This is a genomic window from Pseudomonas sp. H11T01, assembly GCF_048515765.1.
GTDB lineage: Bacteria > Pseudomonadota > Gammaproteobacteria > Pseudomonadales > Pseudomonadaceae > Aquipseudomonas.
Window position 1 is genome coordinate 142910 of sequence record NZ_JBLYED010000013.1, and the last position, 26067, is coordinate 168976.

The window sequence follows — 26067 nt, forward strand, 5'->3', positions numbered from 1 at the left end:
CCGACGGTTCGGGCCGCGTTCGGACGATCTTTTAAGCTTGTTTTTTTCGAAGACAGCCCCCATCTTGGTTTCAAGCTTACTTCCATCTAATTACGGCCTTATGGCCGCCGTAGAGGCGAAATCATGAAGACAACCATCGAATTGCCTCTCCTGCCATTGCGTGATGTTGTGGTTTATCCGCACATGGTTATCCCGCTGTTCGTGGGGCGCGAGAAGTCTATCGAAGCCCTCGAGGCCGCGATGACGGGCGACAAGCAGATTCTCCTGGTGGCTCAGAGAAACCCTGCTGACGACGATCCCGGCGAAGACGCACTTTATCGCGTAGGTACTATCGCAACGGTTCTGCAGCTGCTCAAGCTGCCTGACGGCACTGTCAAAGTGCTGGTCGAGGGTGAGCAGCGTGGTGCGATCGAGCGTTTCAGCGAAGTGGACGGCCACTGCCGCGCCGAAGTCTCGCTGATTGACGAAGTTGACGCTCCTGAGCGCGAATCGGAAGTATTTGTCCGCAGCTTGCTGGCTCAGTTCGAGCAATATGTGCAATTGGGCAAGAAGGTTCCTGCCGAGGTATTGTCGTCGCTCAACAGCATCGACGAGCCAAGTCGCCTGGTCGACACCATGGCGGCGCACATGGCGCTGAAGATCGAACAGAAGCAGGAAATTCTCGAAATCATCGATTTGTCGGCCCGGGTCGAGCATGTTCTGGCGTTGCTGGATGCCGAGATCGACCTGCTGCAAGTCGAAAAACGTATTCGTGGTCGCGTCAAAAAGCAAATGGAGCGCAGCCAGCGCGAGTACTACCTGAATGAGCAAATGAAGGCCATTCAGAAAGAGCTGGGTGATAGCGACGAAGGCCACAACGAAATCGAAGAGCTGAAAAAGCGCATCGATGCCGCTGGCTTGCCAAAAGACGCGCTGACTAAAGCTCAAGCCGAGCTGAACAAACTTAAACAAATGTCGCCAATGTCTGCGGAAGCGACCGTGGTGCGTTCTTATATCGACTGGCTGGTTCAGGTGCCGTGGAAGGCCCAGAGCAAGGTGCGTCTGGACCTGGCACGGGCTGAAGATATTCTCGATGCCGACCATTATGGTCTGGAAGAAGTCAAAGAACGGATCCTCGAATACCTCGCCGTGCAAAAGCGCGTGAAGAAAATTCGTGGGCCAGTGCTGTGCCTGGTCGGTCCTCCTGGTGTGGGTAAAACCTCGCTGGCCGAATCGATTGCGCATGCAACCAACCGCAAATTTGTTCGCATGGCGCTCGGCGGCGTGCGTGACGAGGCGGAAATTCGTGGTCATCGGCGGACTTATATCGGTTCGATGCCAGGAAGATTGATTCAAAAGATGACAAAGGTTGGCGTGCGCAACCCGCTGTTCCTGCTCGATGAAATCGACAAGATGGGTAGCGACATGCGCGGTGACCCTGCGTCGGCTTTGCTCGAAGTGCTCGATCCCGAGCAGAATCACAATTTCAACGATCACTATCTGGAAGTCGATTACGACCTTTCCGATGTGATGTTCCTCTGCACCGCCAACTCGATGAACATCCCTGCGGCGCTGCTCGACCGGATGGAAGTGATTCGTCTACCGGGTTACACCGAAGACGAGAAGATCAACATCGCCGTTAAATACCTTTCGCCCAAGCAGATTCAGGCCAACGGCTTGAAAAAAGGCGAGCTGGAATTCGACGCTGAAGCGATCCGCGACATCATTCGCTACTACACCCGCGAAGCCGGTGTGCGTGGGCTTGAGCGCCAGATTGCCAAGGTTTGCCGCAAGGCGGTCAAAGAGCACTCCCTGGAAAAACGCTTCTCGGTGAAAGTGACTGCCGAGCTGTTGGAGCACTTCCTGGGTGTGCGCAAATTCCGCTATGGCCTGGCTGAACAGCAGGATCAGATTGGGCAAGTGACAGGCCTGGCCTGGACTCAGGTGGGCGGTGAGTTGCTGACCATTGAAGCGGCTGTGGTTCCTGGCAAGGGTCAGTTGATCAAGACCGGCTCCTTGGGTGACGTGATGGTTGAATCCATCACCGCGGCGCTGACGGTTGTTCGCAGTCGTGCGAAGAGCCTCGGGATCCCTCTGGATTTCCACGAGAAGCGCGATACCCACATTCACATGCCGGAAGGGGCAACACCTAAAGACGGTCCTAGTGCTGGTGTAGGTATGTGTACGGCCCTGGTGTCGGCACTGACCGGGATTCCGGTGCGTGCAGATGTCGCCATGACCGGCGAAATCACCTTGCGCGGCCAGGTTCTGGCGATTGGCGGTTTGAAAGAAAAACTGCTGGCGGCGCATCGTGGCGGGATCAAAACCGTGATCATTCCTGAAGAGAATGTCCGCGACTTGAAGGAAATTCCTGACAATATCAAGCAAGATCTTCAGATTAAACCAGTTAAATGGATTGACGAGGTCCTGCAAATTGCGCTGCAATACGCGCCGGAGCCCTTGCCGGATGTGGCTCCCGAGATAGTTGCAAAGGATGAAAAACGCGAGTCTGACTCTAAGGAAAGAATTAGCACGCATTAGCACGCATTTGCCTGGGTGGCTTCCTTGACAGCTTTTTAGAGCCCTTGTTATAAAGCGGCTCTTAAGTGTCTGTAGGCCATTCAGCACTCGTTTTTGCTTTCACCAAAAAACTTAGAATCATACTCAAATAGATATAAGGGGACTTAGAGTGAACAAGTCGGAACTGATTGATGCTATCGCTGCATCCGCTGATATCCCGAAAGCTGCTGCTGGCCGTGCGCTGGACGCTGTAATCGAATCCGTCACTGGCGCTCTCAAGGCTGGCGACTCTGTTGTACTGGTTGGTTTCGGCACCTTCTCCGTTACTGATCGTCCAGCTCGCATTGGTCGTAACCCGCAGACCGGTAAGACACTGGAAATCGCAGCAGCTAAAAAACCAGGTTTCAAAGCCGGTAAAGCACTGAAAGAAGCTGTTAACTAAGCGTCCTTCAAGTCTTTACCCATCCGGGTCGGGGTCATTCCTGACTTGGCAGCGGAGCGGTAGTTCAGTCGGTTAGAATACCGCTGTTACGCCGGGGGTCGCGGGTTCGAGCCCCGTCCGCTCCGCCAGTTACGAGAAGGCGCATCCTCGGATGCGCCTTTCTTCTATCCGGATTCTACCCACGCTCCACGGTTGCTTAATTTGAAGTACAACCGTTTCTGGGGGACGCATGCTGCAGAATATCAGGGACAATTCACAAGGCTGGATTGCCAAGACCATTATTGGAGTCGTCGTTGCACTGATGGCTTTGACCGGTTTCGACGCCATCTTCAAGGCCACCACCCACCGCAACGATGCGGCCAAGGTGAACGGCGAAGAAATCAGCCAGAACGAGCTGAGCCAGGCGGTCGATATGCAACGCCGTCAGCTCATGCAACAGCTGGGCAAGGATTTCGACGCTTCCTTGCTCGACGAAAAAATGCTGCGTGAAGCCGCTCTGAAAGGGCTGATCGATCGCAAACTGTTGCTGCAAGGCGCAGAAAACTCGAAATTCGCTTTCTCCGAAGCGGCGTTGGATCAAGTGATCCTGCAAACGCCTGAATTTTCGGTCGACGGCAAGTTCAGCCCTGAGCGTTTCGATCAGGTGATCCGTCAATTGGGTTACGGCCGTCTGCAATTCCGTCAGATGCTGGCGCAGGAAATGCTGATTGGTCAGCTGCGTGCCGGTCTGGCAGGTAGCGGTTTTGTGACCGATGCACAGGTTCTGGCTTTTGCCCGTCTGGAAAAACAGACCCGCGATTTCGCCTCTCTGAACGTCAAGGTTGATCCGGCGGCGGTCAAGTTGACCGATGATGAGGTCAAGGCCTACTACGACGAACACGCCAAGGAGTTCATGACTCCTGATCAGGTGGTGATCGATTACCTCGAGTTGAAGAAAGCTTCTTTCTTTGATCAAGTCAGTGTCAAGGACGAAGACCTGCAGGCTCAGTATCAGAAGGAAACCGCGAACCTCTCCGAGCAACGTCGGGCGGCGCACATTCTGATCGAAGTGAATGACAAGGTGAACGAGGCGCAAGCCAAGGCCAAAATCGACGAAGTTCAACAACGTCTGGCCAAAGGTGAAAGCTTCGAAGCGTTGGCCAAGGAGTTCTCGCAGGATCCAGGTTCTGCGGCTAACGGTGGTGACCTTGGTTACGCCGGTCCAGGTGTCTATGACCCAGCCTTTGAAAAGGCCTTGTACGCCTTGAACAAGGATCAGGTTTCGGCACCGGTTCGCACTGACTTCGGCTGGCATTTGATCAAGCTGCTGGGCGTCGAGGCACCTCAAGTACCAAGCTTCGCCAGCCTGAAAGACAAGCTGACCAAAGAGCTGAAAACCCAACAGGTTGAGCAGCGTTTTGTCGAGGCAACCAAGCAATTGGAAGACTCGTCGTTTGAAGCTTCCGATCTGGTTCAGCCGGCTCAAGAGCTGAAACTGACTGTTCACACCTCCGCGCCGTTTGGTCGTGAAGGCGGTGAAGGTGTGGCTGCCAACCGAGCTGTCGTGACGGCAGCGTTCAGTCCTGAAGTGCTGGATGAGGGTGCCAACAGCACCGCCATCGAGCTGGACCCGGAAACGGTAGTGGTCTTGCGCGCTAAAGAGCATCGCAAGCCAGAACAGCTGCCGCTGGAAAGCGTTGCCAGCAGCATCCGTGTGCAATTGGCCAAGGAGCATGCAAGTGCTGACGCCAAGACCAAGGCTGAGGCGTTGATCGCCAGTCTGCGTGATGGCAAGACGCCGCTGAACAAAGCGGTAGACGGTCAGAACTGGAAAGTGGTTGCAGCAGCGACCCGTGGCCAGGAAGGGGTCGACCCTGCCGTGCTGCAAGCGCTGTTCCGTATGCCTAAACCTGAAGCCAAGGACAAACCGACCTTCAGCAGCGTGACCCTGGCCGATGGTAGCCTGGTGATCGTGCGTCTGGACGGCGTAAACGAAGCGGCTGCCCCTTCCGAGGAAGAGAAAGCTCAGTATCGTCGCTTCCTTGCTTCGCGGGTGGGTCAGCAGGACTTTGCGGCCTATCGCAAGCAACTGGAAAGCCAGGCCGACATCAAGCGTTTCTGATGTTGAGTCCCAGCCAGTAAAGCTGCAAAAAAAGACCCCGGCCGAAAGGCTGGGGTTTTTTTTGAGGGTTCTTCACGGATTGCCGGGAAAGACACGCCTGATCTCATGAAAAAGAATTCACTGTCCAGGCAGCATCCCGCCCTCAGGTGGGTACGCGGCCACCAGGCTGGGTTTCATCGATCATTTATGTACGCAACTTTTTCCTGAAAATAACACTCAGTAAGGTTGTAAGGCTTTTAAGACACTAAACGGTACGCCCTTGAGCGTCGATCTGTTGCACAATACGTCCCGAACCGTTTTGCTCAGGATTTTCAATGTTTAAATCATTCCACTTGCGTGCCGCTGTACTGGCGCTTGTGATGGCCGGCGCGACAGGTTGCTCGTCGAATAAACCCGCCATTTATGAGCATGAAAATTTCTCTGATTCCGGGACCTTCTCGCGCGACTACCCGGTTAGCGATGCCGCGACCTGCGAAGCCGCGCGGCGAGCCTTGCTCAGTCAGGGTTATATCATCACCAGCTCTGACCCGAAGGTGATCAGCGGGCACAAAAGTTTTCAGCAGACCGGTGATACCCATATGGAGATCAGCTTCAGCGTTGTTTGTGCTGACGATGGCAGTGCCAGTCACCACGCGACGATGTTCGCCAATGCCTTGCAGGATCGCTATGCGCTGAAGAAGACCAATAACTCCGCCAGCCTTGGGGTCGGTGTGCTGGGTTCGGTATCGATGCCAATTGGCTCGTCCGACGACTCGATGGTCAAGGTCGCCAGCGAAACGGTGTCTTCGGCCAAGTTTTATGAGCGTTTCTTTACTCTGGTTGAACTGTTCCTGCCGCCTGAGGCCAAGAAAGCCGCGCATATCACCGAGAAGCCGAAGACCGATCTGGGGGTGCCTGAACCCAAGGTTGAGCCTGCCGCGGTAGCGCCGACACCGACGCCAGCTGCTGCGCCCGAACCTGCCGCCGCACCGGCTGCAGAGCCCGCTCACGTTGCTCCAGCCGCCTCAGAGCCGGTGACGGTTCCAGCTGAAAGCGCGCCAATTGCCCCTCATGAAACCGCGGAGCCGACTTCATCGTCTGAAACCGTAACACCACCAGCGAATTCAGATTCGCTGCCGCCGCCGACAGAGCCTATTCCTGCACTGCCAGCTGCGAACTCGTAGAACTGGCTCAGACCGCCACAGGATTGGCCTTGCCGATATCAATCCTGTAGCGGCTGATCATTGCGATAAATGACTTCGGGCAGTCTGCCCGTCATCTCCTGGCGCCTTCAGCGCATCAGCACAATCATGCCAATACAATTGTTGCATTGCCGATGGCGGTAAATTCGCCAGGATCTGCTACGTTTTATTTTTAAGTGTCTGAACGGATTATTTTTTCCGTCATGAAGGCACTTTATGCTGAGAACGAAGGTCATTTAAGCAATCGGTTTTTCACCGCAACCATAAGGATTTTGCAATGGACGATTATCAAGAAGAGCTTCTCGAATATCAGGCGTTTGAACTGGATCCGCTGGAGCCTGCTGAAGACGCTACCGAGCTGTGATGCGGTAGCGTGCTTCAGGCGGAGTGGCGATGGCTGCGGCGAAACTCGCCGGGGGTCTGGCCGTTCCAGCGTTTGAAGGCGCGTTGAAAAGCTTCAGCTGAGGCAAAGCCCAGCAAGTAAGCGATCTCCCCGAACGCCAGTTCGGTGTCGCGAATGTAGGTCATGGCCAGATCACGGCGGGTGTCGTTGAGAATGGCGCGAAATTGCGTACCTTCTTCGGCGAGCTTACGACGCAAGGTCCAGGTTGGCAGCTTCAGGCGTGCCGCCACTTCTTCCAGGTCGGGTTCCCGGCCACCATTGAGCAATGGCCCCAGCAACTGAGTGATGCGTTCACGCAGGCTGCGGGTTCGGGTCAATTGTTCCAATTCCCTTTCGCACAGCTTGAGCAGAAGGCGCCAGGTACTGGGGCAATGCTCGGGGTTGCGCAGTGCCAGACTGGCCTGGCTCAGACGTAGCTGATTGTGCTCGGCACCAAAATGGATCGGGCAATCACCCAGCACCCCATAGCGCTCGCGGTAATCCGGTTCGGCGAACTCAATGTCGATGTGCTCGGCGTACAGCGGTTCCGGGCTCAAGCTGGATAATTGCTGTAGCCATCCCGCAATGATCGAATCCACCACAAACCGGTTGTAGGCGTTATAGGGGCTGATGGAATAGAACCGTAGCCAGGCGCCTTGGGTGTCTTCGTGGAAACTCGATTGGCCGCGATAGTTCGAGCCATACAAAGCCTCGAAGCGGATCAGGCAGCGCGCAGCTTCGCGCACGGTCGGTGCCTGGGCGGCCGTGACACCGGCCAGGCCGACCTGACTGAGGCGACTGAGCTGGCCCATGCGCAAACCCAGTGCCGGGTCGCCGGTCAGTTGAATGGCAGCATGGCCCAGGCGCATGTAGCGCGGAATCGACAGCCTGGCACCTGCCTCGGCCAGACGCGCCGGGTCGAGACCGTATTGGTCGAGCAAATCCTGTGGATCAAGGCCGTGGCTGCGCACCGCATCGGCAAGGCTATGGACAAAACCTACCGACAGATCCCCGAGACGCATCGGCAGCGGCTTCATTGGTTACAACCAGATATTCAGCAGGCGGGCGCCGCGGGCATTGCCATCGGCGATGGTTTGGCCATTGCTGCTGATAAAGCTCTGGCCGGCGCTGCCTTGGTCCCAGAACTGGCCGCGCAAAAACACGCTCATGCCAGTCACGGCCTGGCTGCCGGGAAGCTGGCCAATCAACGTCAGGCGATGCCAGGCGTCGCCTTCACTGAGGTCTCCGGGTTTGAGGCTGATTTCGCTGGGCGTCGACAGGTTTTTGTATCCGTGCCAGGGTTTGTCCCACGAGCCGTGGCCGACGACGAAGGCCGGAACCGCGATCAACTGCGCCCCCTGAGCGTTGAGTTTGCGGTAGTTGTCGGGGTACCAGCTGTCGATACCGATCAACACCCCAAGGCGCCCGGCCGGCGTATCGATGACGTTGATTGCCTGATCGAGACTGGGCTGGATAAAACCACGCTCATGGACGGTTGGCGACAGCTGGCGCTGGGGTTGGCCAATCGGCAAACCATCGCTGCCGAACACCAGGGTGCTGTTGTATAGCGCACCACGACCGATTTCCAGATGACCGTCGCTGACGGTGGGCTCAGGCAGCACAATGGAGCCGGCCACCAGCGTCACGCCAAATTCCTTGGCCAGGCCGCCGAAAAGCGCCTGGTAATCCCGGGCCATGGTTTTGGCTTTCATGCGCAGGTGCGCATCGTCCAGACGACTCTCACCTTTGGCGCTGATCAAGGCTCGGACAAACTTCAGTGGGTTGCTGACAGCCAGCCAGTTCATGGCTTCTTCAAGGCTGGTGGCCTGGTACAACTCATCCTTTTCGCCACTGACCATCAGCCAGGTGCCGACATGCTCTGGCAGCACAACGATGGTCTTGTCATTCAGCAAGCCTTGATCCCGGGCTTGCTGCAAATAGGCCGCGAGCTTGCGATGCAACTGCTGGGGGCTTTGGTAATCGGTGGGGAACAGTTCGGGCTGGATGCCCAGAAGGTTGCCACGATCGGCGCGAATGCCTTGATTCACGGCGAGCGTGATTCGCAGGTCCGATAAGTAATGGCCGACGGGGCGGTCGACGGTCCACATCGCATAGCCCGCGATGCTGGCAATCAGGGCCATGGAAAAGGTCAGGCAGAGAAGTTTGCGCATGGGGAAACAGTAAGCGGCCGCGAGCAGGGTTCGCTGACTAGGGTAGGGCCCATGCGCAGGATTGCCAAGCGCCGCTGCGCATTTGGATCAATAAGTTGTCAGTTACGGTCATTGAGCGGCGAGGGGAGTGCTCTTAGTCTGTCGAACATAACGGATGGGAGCCAAAGAGCTCCTGCACTTTTTCGTGATTGCTCGTTGTGGAGTTACCGATGGCCGCCGCTCATTACCCGCACCTATTAGCCCCGTTGGATCTGGGTTTTACCACGCTGCGCAACCGTACCCTGATGGGTTCGATGCACACCGGCCTTGAAGAAAAGCCCGGTGGTTTTGAGCGCATGGCGGCTTACTTCGCCGAGCGCGCCCGTGGCGGGGTTGGCCTGATGGTCACCGGCGGCATTGGTCCGAACGACGAAGGTGGGGTGTACTCGGGTGCGGCCAAGCTGACCACTGAAGAAGAGGCGTTGAAGCACCAGATCGTGACCCGTGCGGTACACGAAGCGGGCGGCAAGATCTGCATGCAGATCCTCCACGCCGGGCGTTATGCCTACAGCCCGAAACAGGTAGCGCCAAGCGCCATCCAGGCGCCGATCAACCCGTTCAAGCCTAAAGAACTGGATGAGGAAGGCATCGAGAAGCAAATCAACGACTTCGTCACCTGTTCGACCCTCGCGCAAAAAGCCGAGTACGACGGCGTCGAAATCATGGGCTCTGAAGGTTACTTCATTAACCAGTTCCTGGCGGCGCACACCAACCATCGCACCGACCGTTGGGGTGGCAGCTACGAGAACCGCATGCGTCTGCCGGTGGAAATCGTCCGCCGCGTGCGCGAGGCCGTAGGGCCAAACTTCATCATCATTTATCGCCTGTCGATGCTCGATCTGGTGGAAGGCGGCAGCACCTGGGAAGAAATCGTCCAGTTGGCCAAGGCTATCGAGCAGGCCGGCGCGACCATTATCAACACCGGGATCGGCTGGCACGAAGCGCGGATTCCGACCATCGCCACCAAAGTCCCGCGCGCTGCATTCAGCAAGGTCACCGCCAAGTTGCGTGGTTCGGTGAAGATCCCGCTGATCACCACCAACCGCATCAACACCCCGGAAGTCGCCGAGCAGATCCTCGCTGAAGGCGACGCTGACATGGTTTCGATGGCGCGGCCGTTCCTCGCCGACCCGGACTTCGTCAACAAGGCCGCTGCCGGACGTGGCGATGAGATCAACACTTGCATCGGTTGCAACCAGGCCTGTCTGGATCACACCTTCGGCGGCAAGTTGACCAGTTGCCTGGTGAACCCACGGGCCTGCCATGAAACCGAACTCAATTACCTGCCGGTGCAGCAGATCAAGAAAATTGCAGTGGTCGGTGCCGGGCCTGCGGGTTTGTCGGCCGCTACCGTCGCGGCCGAGCGTGGCCATCAAGTGACGTTGTTCGATTCTGCCGGCGAGATTGGTGGCCAATTCAACGTCGCCAAGCGCGTGCCGGGCAAAGAAGAGTTTTTCGAAACCCTGCGCTACTTCAAACGCAAACTGCAAACCACTCATGTCGAGCTGTGCCTGAACACTCGGGTCGACGTTGGGCAGTTGGTAGCCGGTGGCTTCGACGAAATCATTCTGGCCACGGGTATCGCACCGCGCGTACCGGCGATTCCTGGCGTCGAAAATGCCAAGGTCCTGAGCTACCTGGATGTGATCCTTGAGCGCAAACCGGTCGGCCAAAGCGTGGCGGTGATCGGTGCGGGCGGTATCGGGTTCGACGTGTCGGAGTTTCTCGTTCATCAAGGCGTGTCCACTAGCCAGGACCGCGAGGCGTTCTGGAAGGAGTGGGGCATCGATACTCACCTTGAGGCGCGAGGCGGTGTCGCTGGTATCAAGGCTGAGCCCCATGCACCGGCGCGTCAGGTGTTCCTGTTGCAACGCAAGAAGTCCAAGGTCGGTGATGGCCTGGGCAAAACCACGGGCTGGATTCATCGCACGGGCCTGAAGAACAAGCAGGTGCAGATGCTCAACAGCGTCGAATACCTGAAGATCGACGATGCCGGTTTGCATATCCGCATGGGTGAGGCTGGCGAGCCGCAGGTATTGGCGGTGGACAACATCGTGATCTGCGCCGGGCAAGACCCGCTGCGCGAATTGCAGGAAGGCCTGCTCGCTGCCGGGCAGAACGTGCATTTGATTGGTGGCGCGGACGTTGCGGCGGAGCTGGATGCCAAGCGGGCGATCAACCAAGGTTCGCGGTTGGCTGCACAGTTGTAATCAACGCAACATTGCGACGAACACAAAGCCTTGTGGCGAGGGGGCAAGCCCCTCGCCACAAGCGCTACCGCTCTGCTGCTAAAATGCCGGCTCTTTCCGCCTAGAGTTCGGCGCCAATGCTTTCTCTTCCCTCCGACTGGCAGCCCCATGCCCCCCTTGAACACCTTCATCTGGACTGGCTCACTCAAGCCCATATCCAGGTTGCCGTGCTGCGCCTGGACCTCATCGACCCACTGATTTCCGGCAATAAGTGGTTCAAGCTGATTGAGCATTTGGCAGCGGCCGATCAGGTCGGGGCCAAGGGCATCATCAGCCTGGGCGGTGCTCACTCCAATCATTTGCACGCGCTGGCAGCGGCGGGCAAACGTTTCGGTTTTCCTACCGTCGGCCTGTTGCGCGGTCACCCACAAGAAACCCCGACCGTACTGGATTTGCAGGCCTTCGGCATGCAGTTGCATTGGTTGGGTTATGGCGGCTATCGAGCGCGGCATGAGCCGGGTTTCTGGCTGCCGTGGCAGGCGCAATACCCGCAGTTGCAACCGATGCCCGAAGGCGGTGGCGGTTTACGCGGCGCGCGCGGCTGCGCTGGATTGCTGAAGATGGCGCGCGACCAACTGAGTGCAGTGGGCTGGAATGACTATAACGGGTGGTGGCTGGCCGCCGGGACCGGTACCACGCTGGCCGGCCTGGTGCTGGCAGAGGCTGGCGCGCATCCGGTCTATGGCGCATTGGCGGTACCCGATGATCACGGGGTCGCTCAGCAGGTCGAGGTGATTGTCCGGGAGGCGGGATTGTGCGATCCCGCGTATGAGCTGTTCGACGCCAGTCGCGGTGGTTTCGCCAAGGTCGATCCGGCGTTGCTGGCGTTCATGGAAATGACCGAGAAGCACAGCGGCATTGCGCTTGAACCGCTGTACACCGGCAAAGCGCTATTGGCGCTCAAACAACAGGTCGATGCGGGGCGTTTCGCCCCAGACACACGATTGATCTTTGTGCACACCGGCGGGTTGCAGGGCCGACGGGGATTCGCGGTAATGGGTAAGGATTAGCCGCGTTTTGGCATCATCCGCAGCAGCGTGTTATCGCGCACCACGTAGTGGTGATACAAGCCGGCCACGGCGTGCAGGCCGATCAGCCAATAACCGATGGTACCGCCCAGTTGGTGCCAGCCTTGGAACTGCTTGGCCAATTGTTTGTTTTCGTTAATCAGCAACGGTAAGTCCACCCCGTAAAACATGACCTGCTGGCCCTTGGCACTGGTAATCAGCCAGCCAAGAATGGGCATGGCGATCATGAATACGTACAGCGCCCAATGCATCAGTGTGGACGCCAGCATCTGCCAGCCGGGTGGTGTTGGCAGGATTTTTGGCGCGACACCGAGACTTCGTGCGAACAGGCGCAGCCAGACCAGCAGGAACACCGTCAGGCCGAGCATGAAGTGCGCTTCGGTAATCAAGGTCCGGCCACCACTGCCCTTGGGGAATATGCCGCGAAATTCGATACAGGCGTACACCACCGCCAACAACACCAGCATCAACCAATGCAACGCAATCGACACCGTGCTGTAACGCGCGTCGGTATTTTTCCAGGGCATTCGGTTTTCCTCACTGATCCGGTCTGAAGTCTCCGTTCTTGTTTGACGGAGTCCTTTAACTGTAATCCTGTTTCAGTGGAATTGCCTGAGACAGATCAGGCTTTTGTCCGGTCTGGAATGCTTTGGAGTGGTCATCTGACACAAAAAAAAGCGGCAACCCCGATCAAGGGCTGCCGCTTTTTTTTGTCGCGTGACGGGGATCAGTTGGTTTGTGGCATTTCACCGTTGGCCAGGCGCTTGTTGATATCGGCGATCACCTCCGGCAAATCGCTGATGGTGTCGATCATGTAGTGCGGGCGGGAACCTTCGAACATCGCGTGAATGCGCTTGCGTTCGCTGGCCAATTCTTCACTGCCCAACGCGCGGTAGCCCTCATAGGTCAGACCCAATGCATTACCCGAGCAGATCAGCGCCACGGTCCACATGCCGGCGCGGCGGCCTTCAAGAATACCTGGGACAGTGTCGTCGATCTTGACGCAGGCGCCGACGTCGTCGATGCCCAGCGCGATCACGTTAGCCAACGCCTGGGCTGGCCATGGGCGACCGTTCGGGACTTCATCGGTGGCGACCACATGGTCGGCGATGTAGCCGTTGGTGGCTGCCAGTTCGACGACTTTGTCCATGACCTGCTTCGGATAACCGGAGCAGGAGCCGATCTTGATGCCTTGCTGACGCAGGTTGGCGATGGTGTCCAGGGCGCCGGGGATCAGCGCCGAGTGCTCGGCGATTTTCTCGATCTGCAGCGGCATGAAGCGCTTATAGATGGCGGTGACGTCGTCGTCGGTCGGTGCGCGACCGAACACCTTGCGATAACGCTCGGCGACTTGCGGTTGGTCGCACAGGGTGCGGATGTGGTCCCACTTGCCCATGCCCATCGGGCCACGAGCCTCTTCGATGGAGACCTGAACGTCGAACTCGGCGAAGGCTTCGACGAAGATCTGGGTAGGCGCGAAGGAGCCGAAGTCGACGACAGTGCCGGCCCAGTCAAGGATGGCGGCTTGAAGCTTGGTTGGGTTGCTGTAGTTCATGTTGTAGATCTCGTGGGAGCGGGCTTGCCCGCGAAGAACGATGACTAGGTTTGCCTGAAGGAACGCGTCGCCTGTTTCGCGGGCAAGCCCGGCTCCCACAGAGGACGGTGTCCGTCAGGTGATAACAATCAGATTTCCAGCACTTCCATTTCCTGCAGCACTTCAGCTACGGCTGCCACCGCCGCGTGCATCTCGGCTTCATTGACGTGGCCGATGCAGCCGACACGGAAGGTTTCGACCTGGGTCAGCTTGCCGGGATACAGGATGAAACCCTTGGCCTTGACCCGTTCGTAGAACTCCTTGAACTGGTAGCGGGGATCTTTCGGTGCATGGAAGGTGATGATGATCGGCGCCTGGATCGCTGCCGGCAGGAAGCTGCGCAAGCCCAGTTTGGCCATGTCATCGAGCAAGACGTTGCAGTTATTGGCGTAACGCTGATGCCGCGCCGGCAGACCGCCTTCTTCGTTGTATTGCAGCAGGGCTTCGTGCAGCGCCGCGACTACGTGGGTTGGCGGGGTGAAGCGCCATTGGCCGGTCTTGACCATATAGCTGTGCTGATCAAACAGGTCCATCGCCAGTGAGTGGGAATTGCCTGCCGATGCCGCCAGTGCTTCTTTGCGCGCAAAGACAAAGCCCATCCCCGGCACGCCTTCCAGACATTTCCCGGACGCGGCGATCAGCGCATCGAACGGTATGTGCTGCGCATCGATCGGCAGTGCGCCGAAGGAACTCATGGCGTCGATGATCAGCCGTTTGCCGTGCCGGGCAATTACATGGGCGATTTCCGGCAGTGGATTAAGGATGCCGGTGCTGGTTTCGCAGTGAATCAGTGCGACATGGGTAATGCTGGCATCGGCCTGCAGCAGGCGGTCGACGTCGGCAGCGGTGGTCGGTTCGTCTTCGGCGGTTTCGAAGGTGCTGAACGAACGGCCGAGCACTTCGCAGATTTTCGCCAGGCGTTTGCCATAGGCGCCGTTGATCAGCACCAGCACTTTACCGTCGCGCGGCACCAGAGTGCCGATGGCGGCTTCCACCGAGAACGTACCGCTGCCCTGCAAGGGCACGCAGTGGTGGCTGTCGGCACCGTTGATGATCGCCAGCAGTTGTTCGCACAGGCTGGCGGTCAGTTGATTGAAGCGGTCATCCCACGAACCCCAGTCGACCATCATGGCCTGACGGGTGCGGCGCGACGTGGTCAACGGGCCGGGGGTGAGCAGGATGGGCTCGGCAGTACTCATGCTGGTGTCCTCGCAAAAACGCTTAGGGATGAAGGTACGGGACATAAATTGCGGTTTGGCTTGCCATCAATCAAATTGTTTGTTGTTATGCCAGCCATCAGTGAGGCCGATAGATATGAACCTGTTTCAACTCAGAGCGTTTGATGCCGTGGCCCGTGAAGGCAGCTTCACCCGGGCCGCCGCGCGTTTGTTCATCAGCCAGCCAGCTGTCACCGGGCATATCAAGGCGTTGGAGGAGCACTATCAAATCACCTTGTTACGGCGCACCGCGCGACGGGTGGAGCTGACGGAGGAGGGGATCAAGCTGGCGGCGATCACCCGGGCCATGTTCGGCCTGGCCGAAGAAGCCCAGGCGATGCTTGAGGCCAACCGGCAATTGCTCACCGGGCGTCTGGAGGTGGCGGCGGATGGTCCGCACATGGTGATGCCGATGCTTGCCAGCCTGAGGGCGACGTACCCAGGGATCACCGTGAATTTACGCCTGGGTAATGCACAGGAAACCCTCGCGGCGTTGCTGTCCGAGCATGCGGATGTGGCGGTGCTGACGGAAGTGGAACCGCGCAAAGGGCTGCATTTACAACGCTTGAGCGAGTCGAGGATCTGCGCGTTGGTGCCTGCCAATCATCCGTGGGGGGCGACACCGGCGGGGATCGGCATCGAACAGTTGGATCAGGTGATCATGGTGTTGCGAGAACCGAGTTCGATTACCCGCCGCACCTTTGACGACGCCTGTGGCCTGGCCAACGTCAATCCGCGGGTGCTGCTGGAACTGGACAGTCGCGAAGCGGTGACCGAGGCCGTGGCCGCCGAATTGGGTGTGGGCATCGTGTCGTCGGTGGAGGTCAGCCACGATCCGCGGGTTGCTGCGGTGCCGATCATTGGCGAGGGACTGCTCAATCGACACATGATTGGCTGCATGGAGCGGCGCCGGGATTTGCGCTTGATTCAGGCGTTTTTGGGGTTGGCGCCTAGTCTCGGGTGAGTCTGGAAGACCGAGGCGGCCCAATCGCGAGCAGGCTCGCTCCCACATTTGATCTTCAGTGCACACAGTATTTGTATTCGACGACGATCCACTGTGGGAGCGGGCTTGCTCGCGATGAGGCCAGTATGGCCTACACCAGACTCTCTCGAACCATCTCCAGAAAGGTCGCCACTACCCGCCGTGAGCTCTGCTCACGCAGGCACACCAGCGTCTCGGTCAATCGCCGTTTGCAATCGGTAATCGGCAACGCACAGACCCGTGAATCCGAGCCGAATTCTGCGGCCGACACCACACCCACGCCAATTCCCACCACCACCGCTTCGCGCGCCGCTTCACGGCCCTCGACCTGAATCGCCGGGCGAATGCGAAAGCCTGCCTGATTCATTTCCTCCTCCAGCGTCTGCCGCGTCACCGAGCCGAGTTCACGCAATACCAGCGGCGTGTCATCCAGATCCGCCAGGCAGATCGACTCGCGATTGGCCCACGGATGATTGCGCGAAACGAACGCCACCATTGGGTCATTGCGCAGTGGCAGCGACAGCAGGCGTTCATCACTGACATCGCGGCCGAGCAGGGCCAGATCGGCCTGGTAGTTGAACAGGCGAAACAGCGATTCATCGGTATTGCCGGTCTCGATCTTCACGCTGATACCGGGGTAGCGCTCGCAGAAGCGGGCAATCTGCGGCAGCACGTGCACCGGCGCATCCACCGCGAGGATCAGGCTGCCGGTCTGCAAGGCTTGAGAGTCGTGCAGCAGCTCCTGGGCTTCGGCTTCGATGACGAACAGACGCTGGGTGATGCTCAGCAAGCGTTCGCCAAGGTCGGTCAAGCGCACCGAGCGTTTGTTGCGATGGAACAGCAGCACGCCGAAACGCTCCTCCAACTTGCGCACTTGGTCGGAAATCGCCGGCTGCGTTAGAAACAACCGTTCGGCGGCGCGCGTAAAGCTGCCATGCACGGCAACCGCATGGAAGGCTTTGAGCTGGGCGTGAGAAACAGACATCGGATCACCAGTAACAAGCTGAGCTTATATTTGAAATACGATAAATCGATTTCACTTATTAATCAGTAATTGTTTTTATCGCCCCAACCCCGGTGGCTGGTCGTTCAACAGTCCCCGGTGGCCATGAGCCTGTGCGTGCGGGGAAACTCCCGACAACAGGGAAGCAACAGGACTCATCTGACCGGTATCGCTCCTCCTGAAGGGCGATATCGCGGTGCTCAACAATAAAAAAACAGGCGTTTTTTCCTAATTCTGCCGGCACACTCACCCTGAGGTCAGACTCACAATGAATAAACACATCGGTACCATCAAGCGTTGGCGCGTGCAGATTTTCGCCATCACCTGGCTGGCCTACGCGGCCTTCTATTTCACTCGCAAAGCCTTTTCCGTGGCCAAGCTGGGGATCGGCGAAGACCCCACCTTTCATCTCGACAAGATGATGATGGCCAACCTCGACGGCGTCTATCTGACGGCTTATGCGGTCGGTCAATTCACCTGGGGTATTCTCGCCGACCGTTTCGGGCCGCGAGTCGTGGTGTTGGGCGGCTTGTTGATTTCCGCCGTGGCGGCGTTGGTCATGGGCAGCTTCGCGACGCTGCCCATTTTCTTCACCTGCATGTTAATCCAGGGGTTGGCGCAGTCTACCGGCTGGTCGGGGCTGTGCAAAAACATCGGCAGTTTCTTTCCCGCCGAGCAGCGCGGGCGGGTCTTGGGCTTGTGGAGTTCTTGCTACGCCTTCGGTGGTCTGGTGGCGTCGCCGTTTGCCGGCTGGTGGGCATACACGCTGATCGGCACCTGGCACGCAGCGTTTATATCCAGCGCGGCGGTGGTCGGTCTGGTCGCGGTGTTGTTCTTCATCTTTCAGCGCAACAAACCTGAAGACGTTGGCTTGCCTGCCGTGGAGCCAGAGCCTGTATTGACCGCTGAGGAAACCGAGGCCCAGAGAAAAATCAGCGTCTGGGAACCGCTGCGCGAAATCCTGCGCAACCGCACGGTGCTGACCCTCGGCTTCGCCTACTTTCTGTTGAAACCGGCGCGTTACGCGATTTTGCTCTGGGGACCGGTGATTGTCTTCGAGCAAATGCCCTCGGTGGGCAAGGTCGGCGCGGCGATTGTGCCGACGGCGTTTGAACTGGCCGGCTTGCTCGGGCCGATCATGATTGGCCTGGCCTCGGACAAGATCTTTGGCGCTCGACGGATGCCGGCCTGTGTCTTGAGTCTGTTGGCGCTGACCGTATCGCTGGCATTGTTCATGGGAGCGTTGCACACCGGTAGCGTGCTGCTGGTGGTGGCCTTACTGTTTTTCATGGGGCTGACCCTTTACGGGCCGGACTCGATGATCAGCGGCGCGGCAGCGATTGACTTCGGCACCGCGAAGGCCGGTGCGACGGCGGCCGGTTTCGTCAATGGTTGCGGTTCGGTCGGGGCGATTCTGGGTGGGTTACTGCCGGGTTACTTCGACACGGTCACGGTGTTTATCGTTTTCGCCGGTTGCGCGATGTTCTCCTCACTGGTCTTGATCCCGCACTGGAACAGCCGCCCGGCAGGTCTCAAACCGTCTTGCGCCTTCGTGCCCAACGGGGCCATGCCCATCAAACCGCTGCGTAGCTGAAACCCTATCGGCAAACAAACCCTGCTTGCCGTCGTGTCGTGGCGGCAGGTCGGGGTGTGGCCAACTGAACTGGAGATGTGCCCCATGAGACCTTTCTGGCTGGAACAGGCCTTGAAGTCTGACGCGTCAGAACCCTGCGAGCCATTGCAGGGCAATACCAGCACTGAAGTTTGTATCATCGGAGGTGGCTACACCGGATTGTGGACCGCGATCATGCTCAAGGAGCAGAACCCCGAGCTTGATGTGGTGTTGATCGAGGCCGATATCTGCGGCGCGGGTGCCAGCGGACGCAACGGTGGCTGCGCGCTGTCCTGGTCGGCCAAGTACTTCACGCTGGAGCGATTGTTCGGTGTCGAGGAAGCAGTGCGGCTGGTCAAGGAATCGGAGCAAAGCATTTATGCCATTGGTGCCTTCTGCGAAAAATACGCGGTGGACGCCGATTACCGCCTCGATGGCACGCTATACACCGCGACCAACCGGGCGCAGTGCGGCTCCACTGACGGGGTGATTGCCGCCCTTGAGCGCAATGGCATCAACTCTTTCGTAAAGCGCCCGGTGACCGATGTGCAGCGGATGTCGGGCTCCAGCAAGCATCTGGAAGGCTGGTATTCCCCGGCGGCGGCCAGTGTGCAACCGGGCAAACTGGTGCGTGGCTTACGGCGGGTCGCCTTGCAGCTGGGTGTCCGGATGTATGAAAACACCGCGATGATCGGTCTGGAGGAGGGCAAGCCCGCGGTGATTAAAACGCCGTCCGGAAGCATCCAGGCCAACCGTGTAGTGTTGGCGATGAACGCCTGGATGGCCCGCGCGTTTCCACAGTTCGAGCGCAGTGTGGCGATCGTCTCCAGTGACATGATCATCACCGAACCGCGCCCGGAGCTGCTTAAGGAGATCGGTTTGACCAGCGGTGTGACGGTGCTCGATTCACGGATTTTCGTGCACTACTACCACAACACCCCGGACGGTCGAATCATGCTCGGCAAGGGCGGCAACACCTTCGCTTATGGCGGGCGGATGCTGCCAGTGTTCGATCAGCCTTCACCTTACGAGGGTCTGTTGCGTCATAGTCTGGCGGAGTTTTTCCCGGCGTTTGCCAACGTACCGGTGGAGGCGACCTGGAACGGCCCCTCGGATCGCTCGGTCACCGGGCTGCCGTTCTTCGGCCAGATGAGCGCCAGTGGCAACGTGTTCTATGGGTTTGGCTATTCCGGCAGTGGTGTCGGGCCTTGCCATATGGGCGGACAGATCCTCGCATCAATGGTGCAAGAACTGGACAATCTCTGGACCCGCTCGCCACTGGTCAACGGCCCGTTGGGCTATTTTCCGCCGGAGCCGATCCGCTATCTGGGCTCATTGATGGTCCGCAATGCAATCCGGCGCAAGGAACGCGCCGAAGACCACGGGCAGCGGCCGCGACATCTGGATGTGCGTCTGGCCAGGTTTGCTGCGGCAGCGGGCAAGGCCGACAAAGGCTGATCGGTGTTTTAACGCCGGAGCCCCTACGACATGTTATGGAGAAGTCGATCAGTCACTCTACTTTTTGGTCGATTGGTAACTTTAGGCCGTATAAACTTGCACAAAGCGTCGGCCAATAGATGTCTCGGCGCCACAGATCAAGAGAGTGAGTAATGGGCGCACAGTGGAAGGTTAAACACAAAGAAGCGGCATCCAACGCCAAGGGCAAGATCTTCGGCAAACTGGTGAAAGAGATCACCATTGCCGCGCGCAACGGCGCGGATACAGCCACTAACGCCCATCTGCGGCTGGTGGTAGAGCAGGCGAAAAAAGCCTCGATGCCACGCGAAACCCTGGAGCGTGCGATCAAGAAAGGCTCGGGCCAGCTTGGCGAAACCGTTCAGTATCATCGCGTCACTTATGAAGGGTTCGCGCCTCATCAGGTTCCGCTCATCGTTGAATGCGTCACCGACAATATCAACCGCACCGTCGCTGAAATTCGCGTGGCGTTCCGCAAAGGCCAATTGGGTGCTTCGGGTTCGGTTTCCTGGGATTTCAACCATGTCGGCATGATCGAAGCGTCCCCAGACAGCCCGGACGCTGATCCGGAGCTGGCGGCTATCGAGGCCGGTGCTCAGGACTTCGAGCCAGGTGAAGATGAGGGTACGACGCTGTTCCTGACCGAACCTGCCGATCTGGACGCGGTACAAAAAGCATTGCCTGAACAGGGCTTTACCGTGTTGTCGGCGAAACTGGGCTACCAGCCTAAAAACCCGGTCAGCGGCTTGAGCGACGCGCAAATGGAAGAAGTCGAAGCCTTCCTCGAAGGGCTCGACAACCACGATGACGTGCAAGACATGTTTGTCGGTTTGGCGGGTTAAGGGTTTCTGTCTTTGACGGCCGTGTTGTCAGGCCGGCCGTCTTCGCGGGCAAGCCCGCTCCCACAAAAACAACGCAATACCTGTGGGAGCGTGGCTTGCCCGCGAATGACTGCGAAGCGGTCACACAATCTCAGATGCGCTGAATGCCTGACGGTCAGATGACTGGCAACGACTCCATCCCCTGCAATTCCCGCCCGATTTCGGCAAACCCCGGCCGTGCCAGCACCTCTGGTTGACAGCAGCGGGTCTGCAAGTCCTCCAACAGCTCCCGGCCCTCGGCGCTCAGCCCCGATTCAATCCGCTCCAGCAATTCCCCCAACAAAATCCCGAACGCCCGGACCTCTATGCGTTGCAGCGCACGTGTCTCGAAGCTGTCTGACGTGGCGTGAAATGAAGCCGCGCCGAAATCGCCCAACAGGCAGTCGCCTTGCGCATTCCACAGAATATTGTGGCCGTAGAGATCGCCATGGGTGATGCCCTGTTGGTGCAAATGCGCGGCGGCCGAAGCGATACCGCTGGCGATCCGCAGGGCGACCACAGCGCTGAATTTTGTGCTGTCTTCGTAGATATCCCGAGTGCAGGAAGCGAGGCTCGGCAACGCGGCCAGATTGCGGTAGCTGGGGGCGATAAAGTGCATCACCAGTCCGGCTTGCGCCTGCGGATGGTCGACGATCCTGCCTTCGACCTTGATCAGGTTGGCATGTTGGCCAGCAGTGATGCAGGCGTTCATTTCATGCAGTGGTGAGCCGTCGCTGGTCATGCTGCCCTTGTAGAGCTTCACCGCAACGTTTTGCGCAGCCTGCGAGGGTTGTTCCCATAGCGCCTGATGAATCACCCCGGAAGCGCCTTCGCCCAGTCGCTGCTGTAGATACAACTGCGACCATGGAATGTTCGGGGTGGCGTCCAGAGCTGAAGCATCGGCCTCGGATTCCAGTGGATTGCCCGCGTAAGCCAGCCAAGCCAATCGAGGTAGCGATAACAACCACTGCGGCAACTCGGTCAGGCGGTTGGCGGCGATCCTGATCAGCTCCAGCTGATGGCATTGGCTCAGGCTCGCCGGTAGCTGTAGCAAGCGATTGCCCGCCAGCATCAGCTTTTGCAAATGTGGCCTTTCGCCAAGCTCGGCAGGCAGCTCGCTGATGCAATTGTCGGTCAGGATCAGCCAGCGCAACAGAGGTGGCAGCGCGGTACCGGGGACGTGTTCAATGCGGTTGGCCTTGAAGCCGATCATGCTCAGTTGAGCGCATTGGCCGAGGCACGCCGGGAGTTCGGTGAATGCATTGTCTGAGCAGAACAGCACCCGTAACCGGGTCAGCCGATGCAGGTCGTCCGGCAGACGACTCAAGGCATTACCAGTCAGGTTCAGCACCTCGAGGGAGTCCGCCAGATCAAAGATCTCCTGCGGGAATTCGCTCAGCCCACAGGACAGGTCCAGACGTTTGATGCCCGCCAGTTGGCCGGCCCGCAATTGTGCAAGGGTATCCATGAACAGTTTCAACACTCGAAAAGAGAAGGGCGCACGGCCCAGGAACTGGGCGCCATGATAGCGATAAAGGACTGGGAACTGGATGGTTTATGACGGTGGCCCGACCTCAATCAACTGCCCCAATCGACTGCGGGTTCGCGCAAGGTCGATGGCATCGCCGCCAAGGTGCTCGCGCAAAGGCCATTCCCCCAGCAATAACAGGCGTTTGTCCTGGTCATACAGCACGTCGATCAGATTGATAAAGCGCTGCTGGGCGGCAGTCGAACAGCCCGCGAGGTTGGGCAGCCCATCGATGATCCAAGTATCGAAACGTCGGCACAGTTCCAGATAATCCATGACGGCGCTGGGTTGTTCGCAGAGGTCGCTGAAGTCGAAGCCGATGCTCCGTCCTTCGCACAGTCGCGCCTGGAATTGGCGTGCACCTACCGACAGCGTAATCGTTGGAGCGTTGCGATCAGGCAGCTGCAAGGCCTCACGCTGGGCCGGGCTGGTGGGCCAGACGTATTGCCCATGGGTGAAGAGCTGCTGCGAGTGAGTTCGCGCCTGATTGCGGTAGTCATGAGGGTCGCCGACCTCCTAACGTGCATGCGCGCATTGATCAGATCGATCACCGGCTTGAAGCGGGCATGGTAAAGGGGATTGGGCAACAAGCCGGCCGGCGGGTAGTTGGACGTGACCAGCAGCAGGATTCCACGCTGGAACAGCGCCTTGAACAGCCGGGTAATCAGCATCGCATCGCCGATGTCGTGGACATGAAACTCGTCGAAGCACAGCACGCGGCAATGCTTGAGCAATTCATCCAGTGTGGTTGCTAGCGCATCGGGTTGCTGGCGATGGCGGAACATACCCTGGTGCAATTGGGCGAAGAAGTCATGGAAATGCAGACGCTGCTTCTCGGCCATCGGGAGTGCCTGGAAAAAGCCATCCAGTAACCAGCTCTTGCCACGACCGACGGCGCCATAGAGGTACAAGCTGCGCGGCGCATGAACGTTGAGGCCGGTTTGCAACAATTCATTGGCTTGCTGCGCCATGCAGTCAATCACCTGCTGCTGGCTGTGGCTTAGGGTATAACCTTGGTCATGGGCCTTTTGGCGAAAGTACTCGTGGATCCTCCGCCCGCCCGCAGTGGTCTGCGCCGGTCTGGCGAAGGCCTTGCCGAGAAATCTCCTCAGCGTTGGCCAGCGAGATGTGAGTCGCGAGCGGTTTGGTGGTAAAGCGCCCAATTGAAGTCACCCCCATGGTCCCGAAGCCGGCTCACTTTAGAGCGGGCGGGTCATTTAACCAAAGGTGTGGGTCACCGGCCAGCGATCTCGAACGGGCAGCCTCTTGAAATCGGGCGCACGCGAGTCGGCCTCTAATCGGTTGATTAGAGGCCGTTGAAAATTTGAGTGTTTTTTAGGAGAGACCTGATCCGCAGCGAGAGCAGGGCGCTCTCTGGGGTGTTGCGGGCGAATCAGTAAAAGAAAATGGCTCCACGACCTGGACTCGAACCAGGGACCCAGTGATTAACAGTCACTTGCTCTACCAACTGAGCTATCGCGGAATGCGGCGTATGTTACTGATTGAAAAGGATAAGTCAAGCAAAAAATAGATTCTTGGCTGTTCCATAAGCGTAGTCCAGTAACGCAACATGGGGAATGCACGGTTTATCGATGCCTGCCGGTTACCAGAACCTCGGTACAGGTCTACCATGGCCCCCCGGAAGTGGTTTCACGCGCTGCCGGCCTTCAGCCGCAAAGGTAGGTGTTATGACCACGTTCGTTTTTTCAACCGTACAACCCCTCGCTACCCCACGCCAGTCGAAGGTGGCCGCATGAGCATTGATCAGATCAGTCTGCCCAAAGGCGTAGGCCCGCATGCTTCCAAGCTGTGGGATGCAATCACCCAGGCGAGTTCGGCCGATGAGCTGAACCGGGCGGGCGGTAAGGCCGAAGGGTTTGTGTTGGGATTGGAAAGCGCCAAGGCGATCAAGAGTCAGGTGGCCGAATCGCTTTATGTGGCCTACGACGACGCCGCCAGCCAGCGTTCGACCGAACTGGCAGGCTAAAAGCTTTAACCGCCGAACGTCAGCGTGCCGAGCATGAACTTCGCCGCTAACGCGGTGGCGGCAAGCTGCACCAGCCACAGCGCCATGCCGCCCAGGAACACGCCCAAGGCAATCTGCCAGACCAGTCCGCTGCTGCGTTTGGTCTGATTGCGGGGGATGAAGCTGTCCAGCTCGTCGCGGTCAGCGCGCAAATCATCGTTTTTCATGGGGTCTCTCGATAGGGAAGGGCGCTTGGCGTTCACTCGACAATTTGCGGGTGTACGCGATCGGCGGAGCTGCCGTAGGTTCGGGCCGCGTTCGGACGATCTTTTTACGAACACACCGGCTTGTCGGTCTGGAGCGCGATTCTCTCCCGGACAAACAAAAAGGGGAAGCCGGCCGGCTTCCCCTTTTGTTTTTTCGCGTGTGGCTTAGATCACCTGAACGATGGCCTTGGTCACGACGTCGATATTGCTCTGGTTCAGTGCGGCGACGCAGATGCGACCGGTGTCCAGGGCGTAGATGCCGAACTCGGTGCGCAGGCGGGTGACTTGTTCAACGGTCAGGCCGGAGTAGGAGAACATCCCACGTTGGCGACCGACGAAGCTGAAGTCACGGCCAGGCGCTTTTTTCGCCAGCAGTTCGACCATCTGCGTGCGCATACCGCGAATGCGCAGGCGCATTTCGGCCAGTTCCTGCTCCCACTGGGCGCGCAGTTCCGGACTGTTCAGCACGGCGGCAACGATGGTTGCACCGTGAGTTGGCGGGTTGGAGTAGTTGGTGCGGATTACGCGTTTGACTTGCGACAGCACGCGCGCGCTTTCTTCTTTCGATTCGCTGACGATCGACAGAGCGCCAACGCGCTCGCCGTACAGCGAGAAGGATTTGGAGAACGAGCTGGAGACGAAGAAGGTCAGGCCCGATTCGGCAAACAGACGCACCGCGGCAGCGTCTTCATCGATACCGTCGCCAAAGCCCTGATAGGCCATGTCGAGGAACGGCACGTGGTTTTTCGCCTTGACCACTTCCAGAACGTTTTTCCAGTCAGCCGGGCTCAAGTCGACGCCGGTCGGGTTGTGGCAGCAAGCGTGCAGCACAACGATGGAGCGCTCAGGCAACGCGTTCAGGTCTTCGAGCAGGCCGGCACGGTTTACGTCGTGGGTGGCTGCGTCGTAGTAGCGGTAGTTCTGCACTGGGAAACCGGCGGTTTCGAACAGCGCGCGGTGGTTTTCCCAGCTTGGGTCGCTGATGGCGACGACGGCGCCTGGCAGCAGTTGCTTGAGGAAGTCAGCACCGATTTTCAGTGCACCGGTGCCGCCGACAGCCTGGGTGGTGATGACCCGGCCGGCGGCGATCAGCGGCGAATCAGCGCCGAACAGCAGCTTTTGCACAGCCTGATCGTAGGCGGCAATGCCGTCGATCGGCAGGTAACCGCGGGAAGCGTGTTGAGCTACGCGAATCGTCTCGGCTTCGGCAACGGCACGCAAGAGTGGAATTTTCCCCTCCTCGTTGCAGTAAACACCGACCCCCAGGTTGACCTTGTTGGTACGGGTATCGGCATTGAATGCTTCGTTGAGGCCCAGGATTGGATCGCGTGGTGCCATTTCGACAGCGGAGAACAGGCTCATTATTGCGCGGCTCTGAATGGAGTGTGGAGGGACGTGTAGCGCTCCAGCCGAATGCACTAGAGCGGTGCACAAACGGGGAGCTAGTATAGAGACCATCACAGATCGCTGC

20 protein-coding genes, 1 tRNA gene and 1 pseudogene are annotated in these 26067 nt (G+C 58.5%); 11 read left to right on the plus strand and 11 right to left on the minus strand.

Annotation, left to right across the window (positions count from 1 at the left end; all coding sequences use genetic code 11):
- Positions 1-123: 123 nt before the first annotated feature.
- From lon to ACN1C3_RS18815, 4 genes are all read left to right on the plus strand, one after another.
- Complete coding sequence (gene lon / locus ACN1C3_RS18800; RefSeq protein WP_419117270.1) at positions 124-2520, plus strand: endopeptidase La; 2397 nt, start codon at positions 124-126, stop codon at positions 2518-2520.
- Positions 2521-2668: 148 nt separating this feature from the next.
- The gene (locus ACN1C3_RS18805; RefSeq protein ID WP_002552737.1) at positions 2669-2941 is read left to right on the plus strand and encodes an HU family DNA-binding protein; all 273 of its coding nucleotides are present in this window, start codon (positions 2669-2671) and stop codon (positions 2939-2941) included.
- 229 nt (positions 2942-3170) lie between these two features.
- Positions 3171-5042: a SurA N-terminal domain-containing protein gene (locus tag ACN1C3_RS18810; RefSeq protein ID WP_419117271.1), complete on the plus strand. Its 1872-nt coding sequence runs from the start codon at positions 3171-3173 to the stop codon at positions 5040-5042.
- 314 nt (positions 5043-5356) lie between these two features.
- On the plus strand, positions 5357-6205 hold the full coding sequence (locus ACN1C3_RS18815; RefSeq protein WP_419117272.1) for a DUF2242 domain-containing protein: 849 nt from the start codon (positions 5357-5359) through the stop codon (positions 6203-6205).
- Between the two features lie 396 nt (positions 6206-6601).
- Here ACN1C3_RS18815 and ACN1C3_RS18820 read toward each other — a convergent pair whose 3' ends face one another.
- The gene (locus tag ACN1C3_RS18820; RefSeq protein ID WP_419117273.1) at positions 6602-7642 is read right to left on the minus strand and encodes an AraC family transcriptional regulator; all 1041 of its coding nucleotides are present in this window, start codon (positions 7640-7642) and stop codon (positions 6602-6604) included.
- 3 nt (positions 7643-7645) lie between these two features.
- Positions 7646-8776: a nitrilase-related carbon-nitrogen hydrolase gene (locus ACN1C3_RS18825; RefSeq protein WP_419117274.1), complete on the minus strand. Its 1131-nt coding sequence runs from the start codon at positions 8774-8776 to the stop codon at positions 7646-7648.
- Between the two features lie 209 nt (positions 8777-8985).
- Between ACN1C3_RS18825 and ACN1C3_RS18830 the strand changes: the two genes are divergently transcribed.
- Positions 8986-11025 carry an FAD-dependent oxidoreductase gene (locus tag ACN1C3_RS18830; protein WP_419117275.1) on the plus strand — a complete coding sequence of 680 codons (2040 nt, stop codon included), beginning with the start codon at positions 8986-8988 and terminating at the stop codon, positions 11023-11025.
- Between the two features lie 116 nt (positions 11026-11141).
- Complete coding sequence (locus tag ACN1C3_RS18835) at positions 11142-12074, plus strand: 1-aminocyclopropane-1-carboxylate deaminase/D-cysteine desulfhydrase (RefSeq protein ID WP_419117276.1); 933 nt, start codon at positions 11142-11144, stop codon at positions 12072-12074.
- On the opposite strand, the gene ACN1C3_RS18840 is transcribed toward ACN1C3_RS18835, so the two are convergent.
- The 3 genes from ACN1C3_RS18840 to ACN1C3_RS18850 form a co-directional block, all read right to left on the minus strand.
- The gene (locus ACN1C3_RS18840; protein ID WP_419117277.1) at positions 12071-12619 is read right to left on the minus strand and encodes a cytochrome b; all 549 of its coding nucleotides are present in this window, start codon (positions 12617-12619) and stop codon (positions 12071-12073) included. The genes ACN1C3_RS18835 and ACN1C3_RS18840 overlap by 4 nt on opposite strands.
- Before the next feature lie 200 nt (positions 12620-12819).
- Positions 12820-13647, minus strand: a complete 828-nt coding sequence (gene phnX / locus ACN1C3_RS18845; RefSeq protein ID WP_419117278.1) for a phosphonoacetaldehyde hydrolase — start codon at positions 13645-13647, stop codon at positions 12820-12822.
- 128 nt (positions 13648-13775) lie between these two features.
- On the minus strand, positions 13776-14885 hold the full coding sequence (locus tag ACN1C3_RS18850) for a 2-aminoethylphosphonate--pyruvate transaminase (RefSeq protein WP_419117279.1): 1110 nt from the start codon (positions 14883-14885) through the stop codon (positions 13776-13778).
- Between the two features lie 115 nt (positions 14886-15000).
- Between ACN1C3_RS18850 and ACN1C3_RS18855 the strand changes: the two genes are divergently transcribed.
- On the plus strand, positions 15001-15867 hold the full coding sequence (locus ACN1C3_RS18855; RefSeq protein ID WP_419117280.1) for a LysR substrate-binding domain-containing protein: 867 nt from the start codon (positions 15001-15003) through the stop codon (positions 15865-15867).
- A 130-nt stretch (positions 15868-15997) separates the two neighbouring features.
- Here the strand turns inward: ACN1C3_RS18855 and ACN1C3_RS18860 are convergent, their stop codons facing one another.
- Entirely contained in the window at positions 15998-16870 is an 873-nt protein-coding gene (locus ACN1C3_RS18860; RefSeq protein WP_419117281.1) for a LysR family transcriptional regulator, read from the minus strand.
- A 286-nt stretch (positions 16871-17156) separates the two neighbouring features.
- On the opposite strand from ACN1C3_RS18860, the gene ACN1C3_RS18865 reads away from it, so the two are divergent.
- The 3 genes from ACN1C3_RS18865 (at position 17157) to ACN1C3_RS18875 (ending at position 20818) form a co-directional block, all read left to right on the plus strand.
- Positions 17157-18482 (plus strand): MFS transporter, encoded by a 1326-nt coding sequence (locus ACN1C3_RS18865; protein ID WP_419117282.1) that lies wholly within the window; start codon positions 17157-17159, stop codon positions 18480-18482.
- 84 nt (positions 18483-18566) lie between these two features.
- Positions 18567-19958 (plus strand): FAD-dependent oxidoreductase, encoded by a 1392-nt coding sequence (locus ACN1C3_RS18870; protein ID WP_419117283.1) that lies wholly within the window; start codon positions 18567-18569, stop codon positions 19956-19958.
- Positions 19959-20110: 152 nt separating this feature from the next.
- Entirely contained in the window at positions 20111-20818 is a 708-nt protein-coding gene (locus ACN1C3_RS18875) for a YebC/PmpR family DNA-binding transcriptional regulator (protein ID WP_419117284.1), read from the plus strand.
- Positions 20819-20972: 154 nt separating this feature from the next.
- On the opposite strand, the gene ACN1C3_RS18880 is transcribed toward ACN1C3_RS18875, so the two are convergent.
- The 3 genes and pseudogenes from ACN1C3_RS18880 to ACN1C3_RS18890 all read right to left on the minus strand — a co-directional run bounded on the left by ACN1C3_RS18880 (position 20973) and on the right by ACN1C3_RS18890 (position 23847).
- A complete protein-coding gene (locus ACN1C3_RS18880; protein ID WP_419117285.1) occupies positions 20973-22304 on the minus strand; it encodes a leucine-rich repeat-containing protein kinase family protein in 1332 nt (443 codons plus the stop codon).
- A gap of 87 nt (positions 22305-22391) precedes the next feature.
- Positions 22392-23527, minus strand: a pseudogene (gene zapE / locus ACN1C3_RS18885) (cell division protein ZapE).
- 244 nt (positions 23528-23771) lie between these two features.
- Positions 23772-23847, minus strand: a tRNA-Asn gene (locus ACN1C3_RS18890).
- Positions 23848-24117: 270 nt separating this feature from the next.
- Between ACN1C3_RS18890 and ACN1C3_RS18895 the strand changes: the two genes are divergently transcribed.
- Positions 24118-24351 carry a hypothetical protein gene (locus tag ACN1C3_RS18895; protein ID WP_419117286.1) on the plus strand — a complete coding sequence of 78 codons (234 nt, stop codon included), beginning with the start codon at positions 24118-24120 and terminating at the stop codon, positions 24349-24351.
- Positions 24352-24356: 5 nt separating this feature from the next.
- Here ACN1C3_RS18895 and ACN1C3_RS18900 read toward each other — a convergent pair whose 3' ends face one another.
- Together ACN1C3_RS18900 and ACN1C3_RS18905 are read right to left on the minus strand one after the other, a co-directional pair.
- Positions 24357-24557, minus strand: coding sequence for a hypothetical protein (locus ACN1C3_RS18900; RefSeq protein ID WP_419117287.1), 201 nt, complete (start codon positions 24555-24557; stop codon positions 24357-24359).
- A gap of 204 nt (positions 24558-24761) precedes the next feature.
- Positions 24762-25958, minus strand: coding sequence for an amino acid aminotransferase (locus ACN1C3_RS18905; protein ID WP_419117288.1), 1197 nt, complete (start codon positions 25956-25958; stop codon positions 24762-24764).
- Between the last annotated feature and the right edge of the window lie 109 nt (positions 25959-26067).

Coding starts and splice junctions, on each gene's coding strand:
- lon (WP_419117270.1), top strand. CDS start 124: ATGAAGACAACCATCGAATTGCCTCTCCTGCCATTGCGTGATGTTGTG.
- ACN1C3_RS18810 (WP_419117271.1), top strand. CDS start 3,171: ATGCTGCAGAATATCAGGGACAATTCACAAGGCTGGATTGCCAAGACC.
- ACN1C3_RS18815 (WP_419117272.1), top strand. CDS start 5,357: ATGTTTAAATCATTCCACTTGCGTGCCGCTGTACTGGCGCTTGTGATG.
- ACN1C3_RS18820 (WP_419117273.1), bottom strand. CDS start 7,642: ATGAAGCCGCTGCCGATGCGTCTCGGGGATCTGTCGGTAGGTTTTGTC.
- ACN1C3_RS18825 (WP_419117274.1), bottom strand. CDS start 8,776: ATGCGCAAACTTCTCTGCCTGACCTTTTCCATGGCCCTGATTGCCAGC.
- ACN1C3_RS18830 (WP_419117275.1), top strand. CDS start 8,986: ATGGCCGCCGCTCATTACCCGCACCTATTAGCCCCGTTGGATCTGGGT.
- ACN1C3_RS18835 (WP_419117276.1), top strand. CDS start 11,142: ATGCTTTCTCTTCCCTCCGACTGGCAGCCCCATGCCCCCCTTGAACAC.
- ACN1C3_RS18840 (WP_419117277.1), bottom strand. CDS start 12,619: ATGCCCTGGAAAAATACCGACGCGCGTTACAGCACGGTGTCGATTGCG.
- phnX (WP_419117278.1), bottom strand. CDS start 13,647: ATGAACTACAGCAACCCAACCAAGCTTCAAGCCGCCATCCTTGACTGG.
- ACN1C3_RS18850 (WP_419117279.1), bottom strand. CDS start 14,885: ATGAGTACTGCCGAGCCCATCCTGCTCACCCCCGGCCCGTTGACCACG.
- ACN1C3_RS18855 (WP_419117280.1), top strand. CDS start 15,001: ATGAACCTGTTTCAACTCAGAGCGTTTGATGCCGTGGCCCGTGAAGGC.
- ACN1C3_RS18860 (WP_419117281.1), bottom strand. CDS start 16,870: ATGTCTGTTTCTCACGCCCAGCTCAAAGCCTTCCATGCGGTTGCCGTG.
- ACN1C3_RS18865 (WP_419117282.1), top strand. CDS start 17,157: ATGAATAAACACATCGGTACCATCAAGCGTTGGCGCGTGCAGATTTTC.
- ACN1C3_RS18870 (WP_419117283.1), top strand. CDS start 18,567: ATGAGACCTTTCTGGCTGGAACAGGCCTTGAAGTCTGACGCGTCAGAA.
- ACN1C3_RS18875 (WP_419117284.1), top strand. CDS start 20,111: ATGGGCGCACAGTGGAAGGTTAAACACAAAGAAGCGGCATCCAACGCC.
- ACN1C3_RS18880 (WP_419117285.1), bottom strand. CDS start 22,304: ATGGATACCCTTGCACAATTGCGGGCCGGCCAACTGGCGGGCATCAAA.
- ACN1C3_RS18895 (WP_419117286.1), top strand. CDS start 24,118: ATGAGCATTGATCAGATCAGTCTGCCCAAAGGCGTAGGCCCGCATGCT.
- ACN1C3_RS18900 (WP_419117287.1), bottom strand. CDS start 24,557: ATGAAAAACGATGATTTGCGCGCTGACCGCGACGAGCTGGACAGCTTC.
- ACN1C3_RS18905 (WP_419117288.1), bottom strand. CDS start 25,958: ATGAGCCTGTTCTCCGCTGTCGAAATGGCACCACGCGATCCAATCCTG.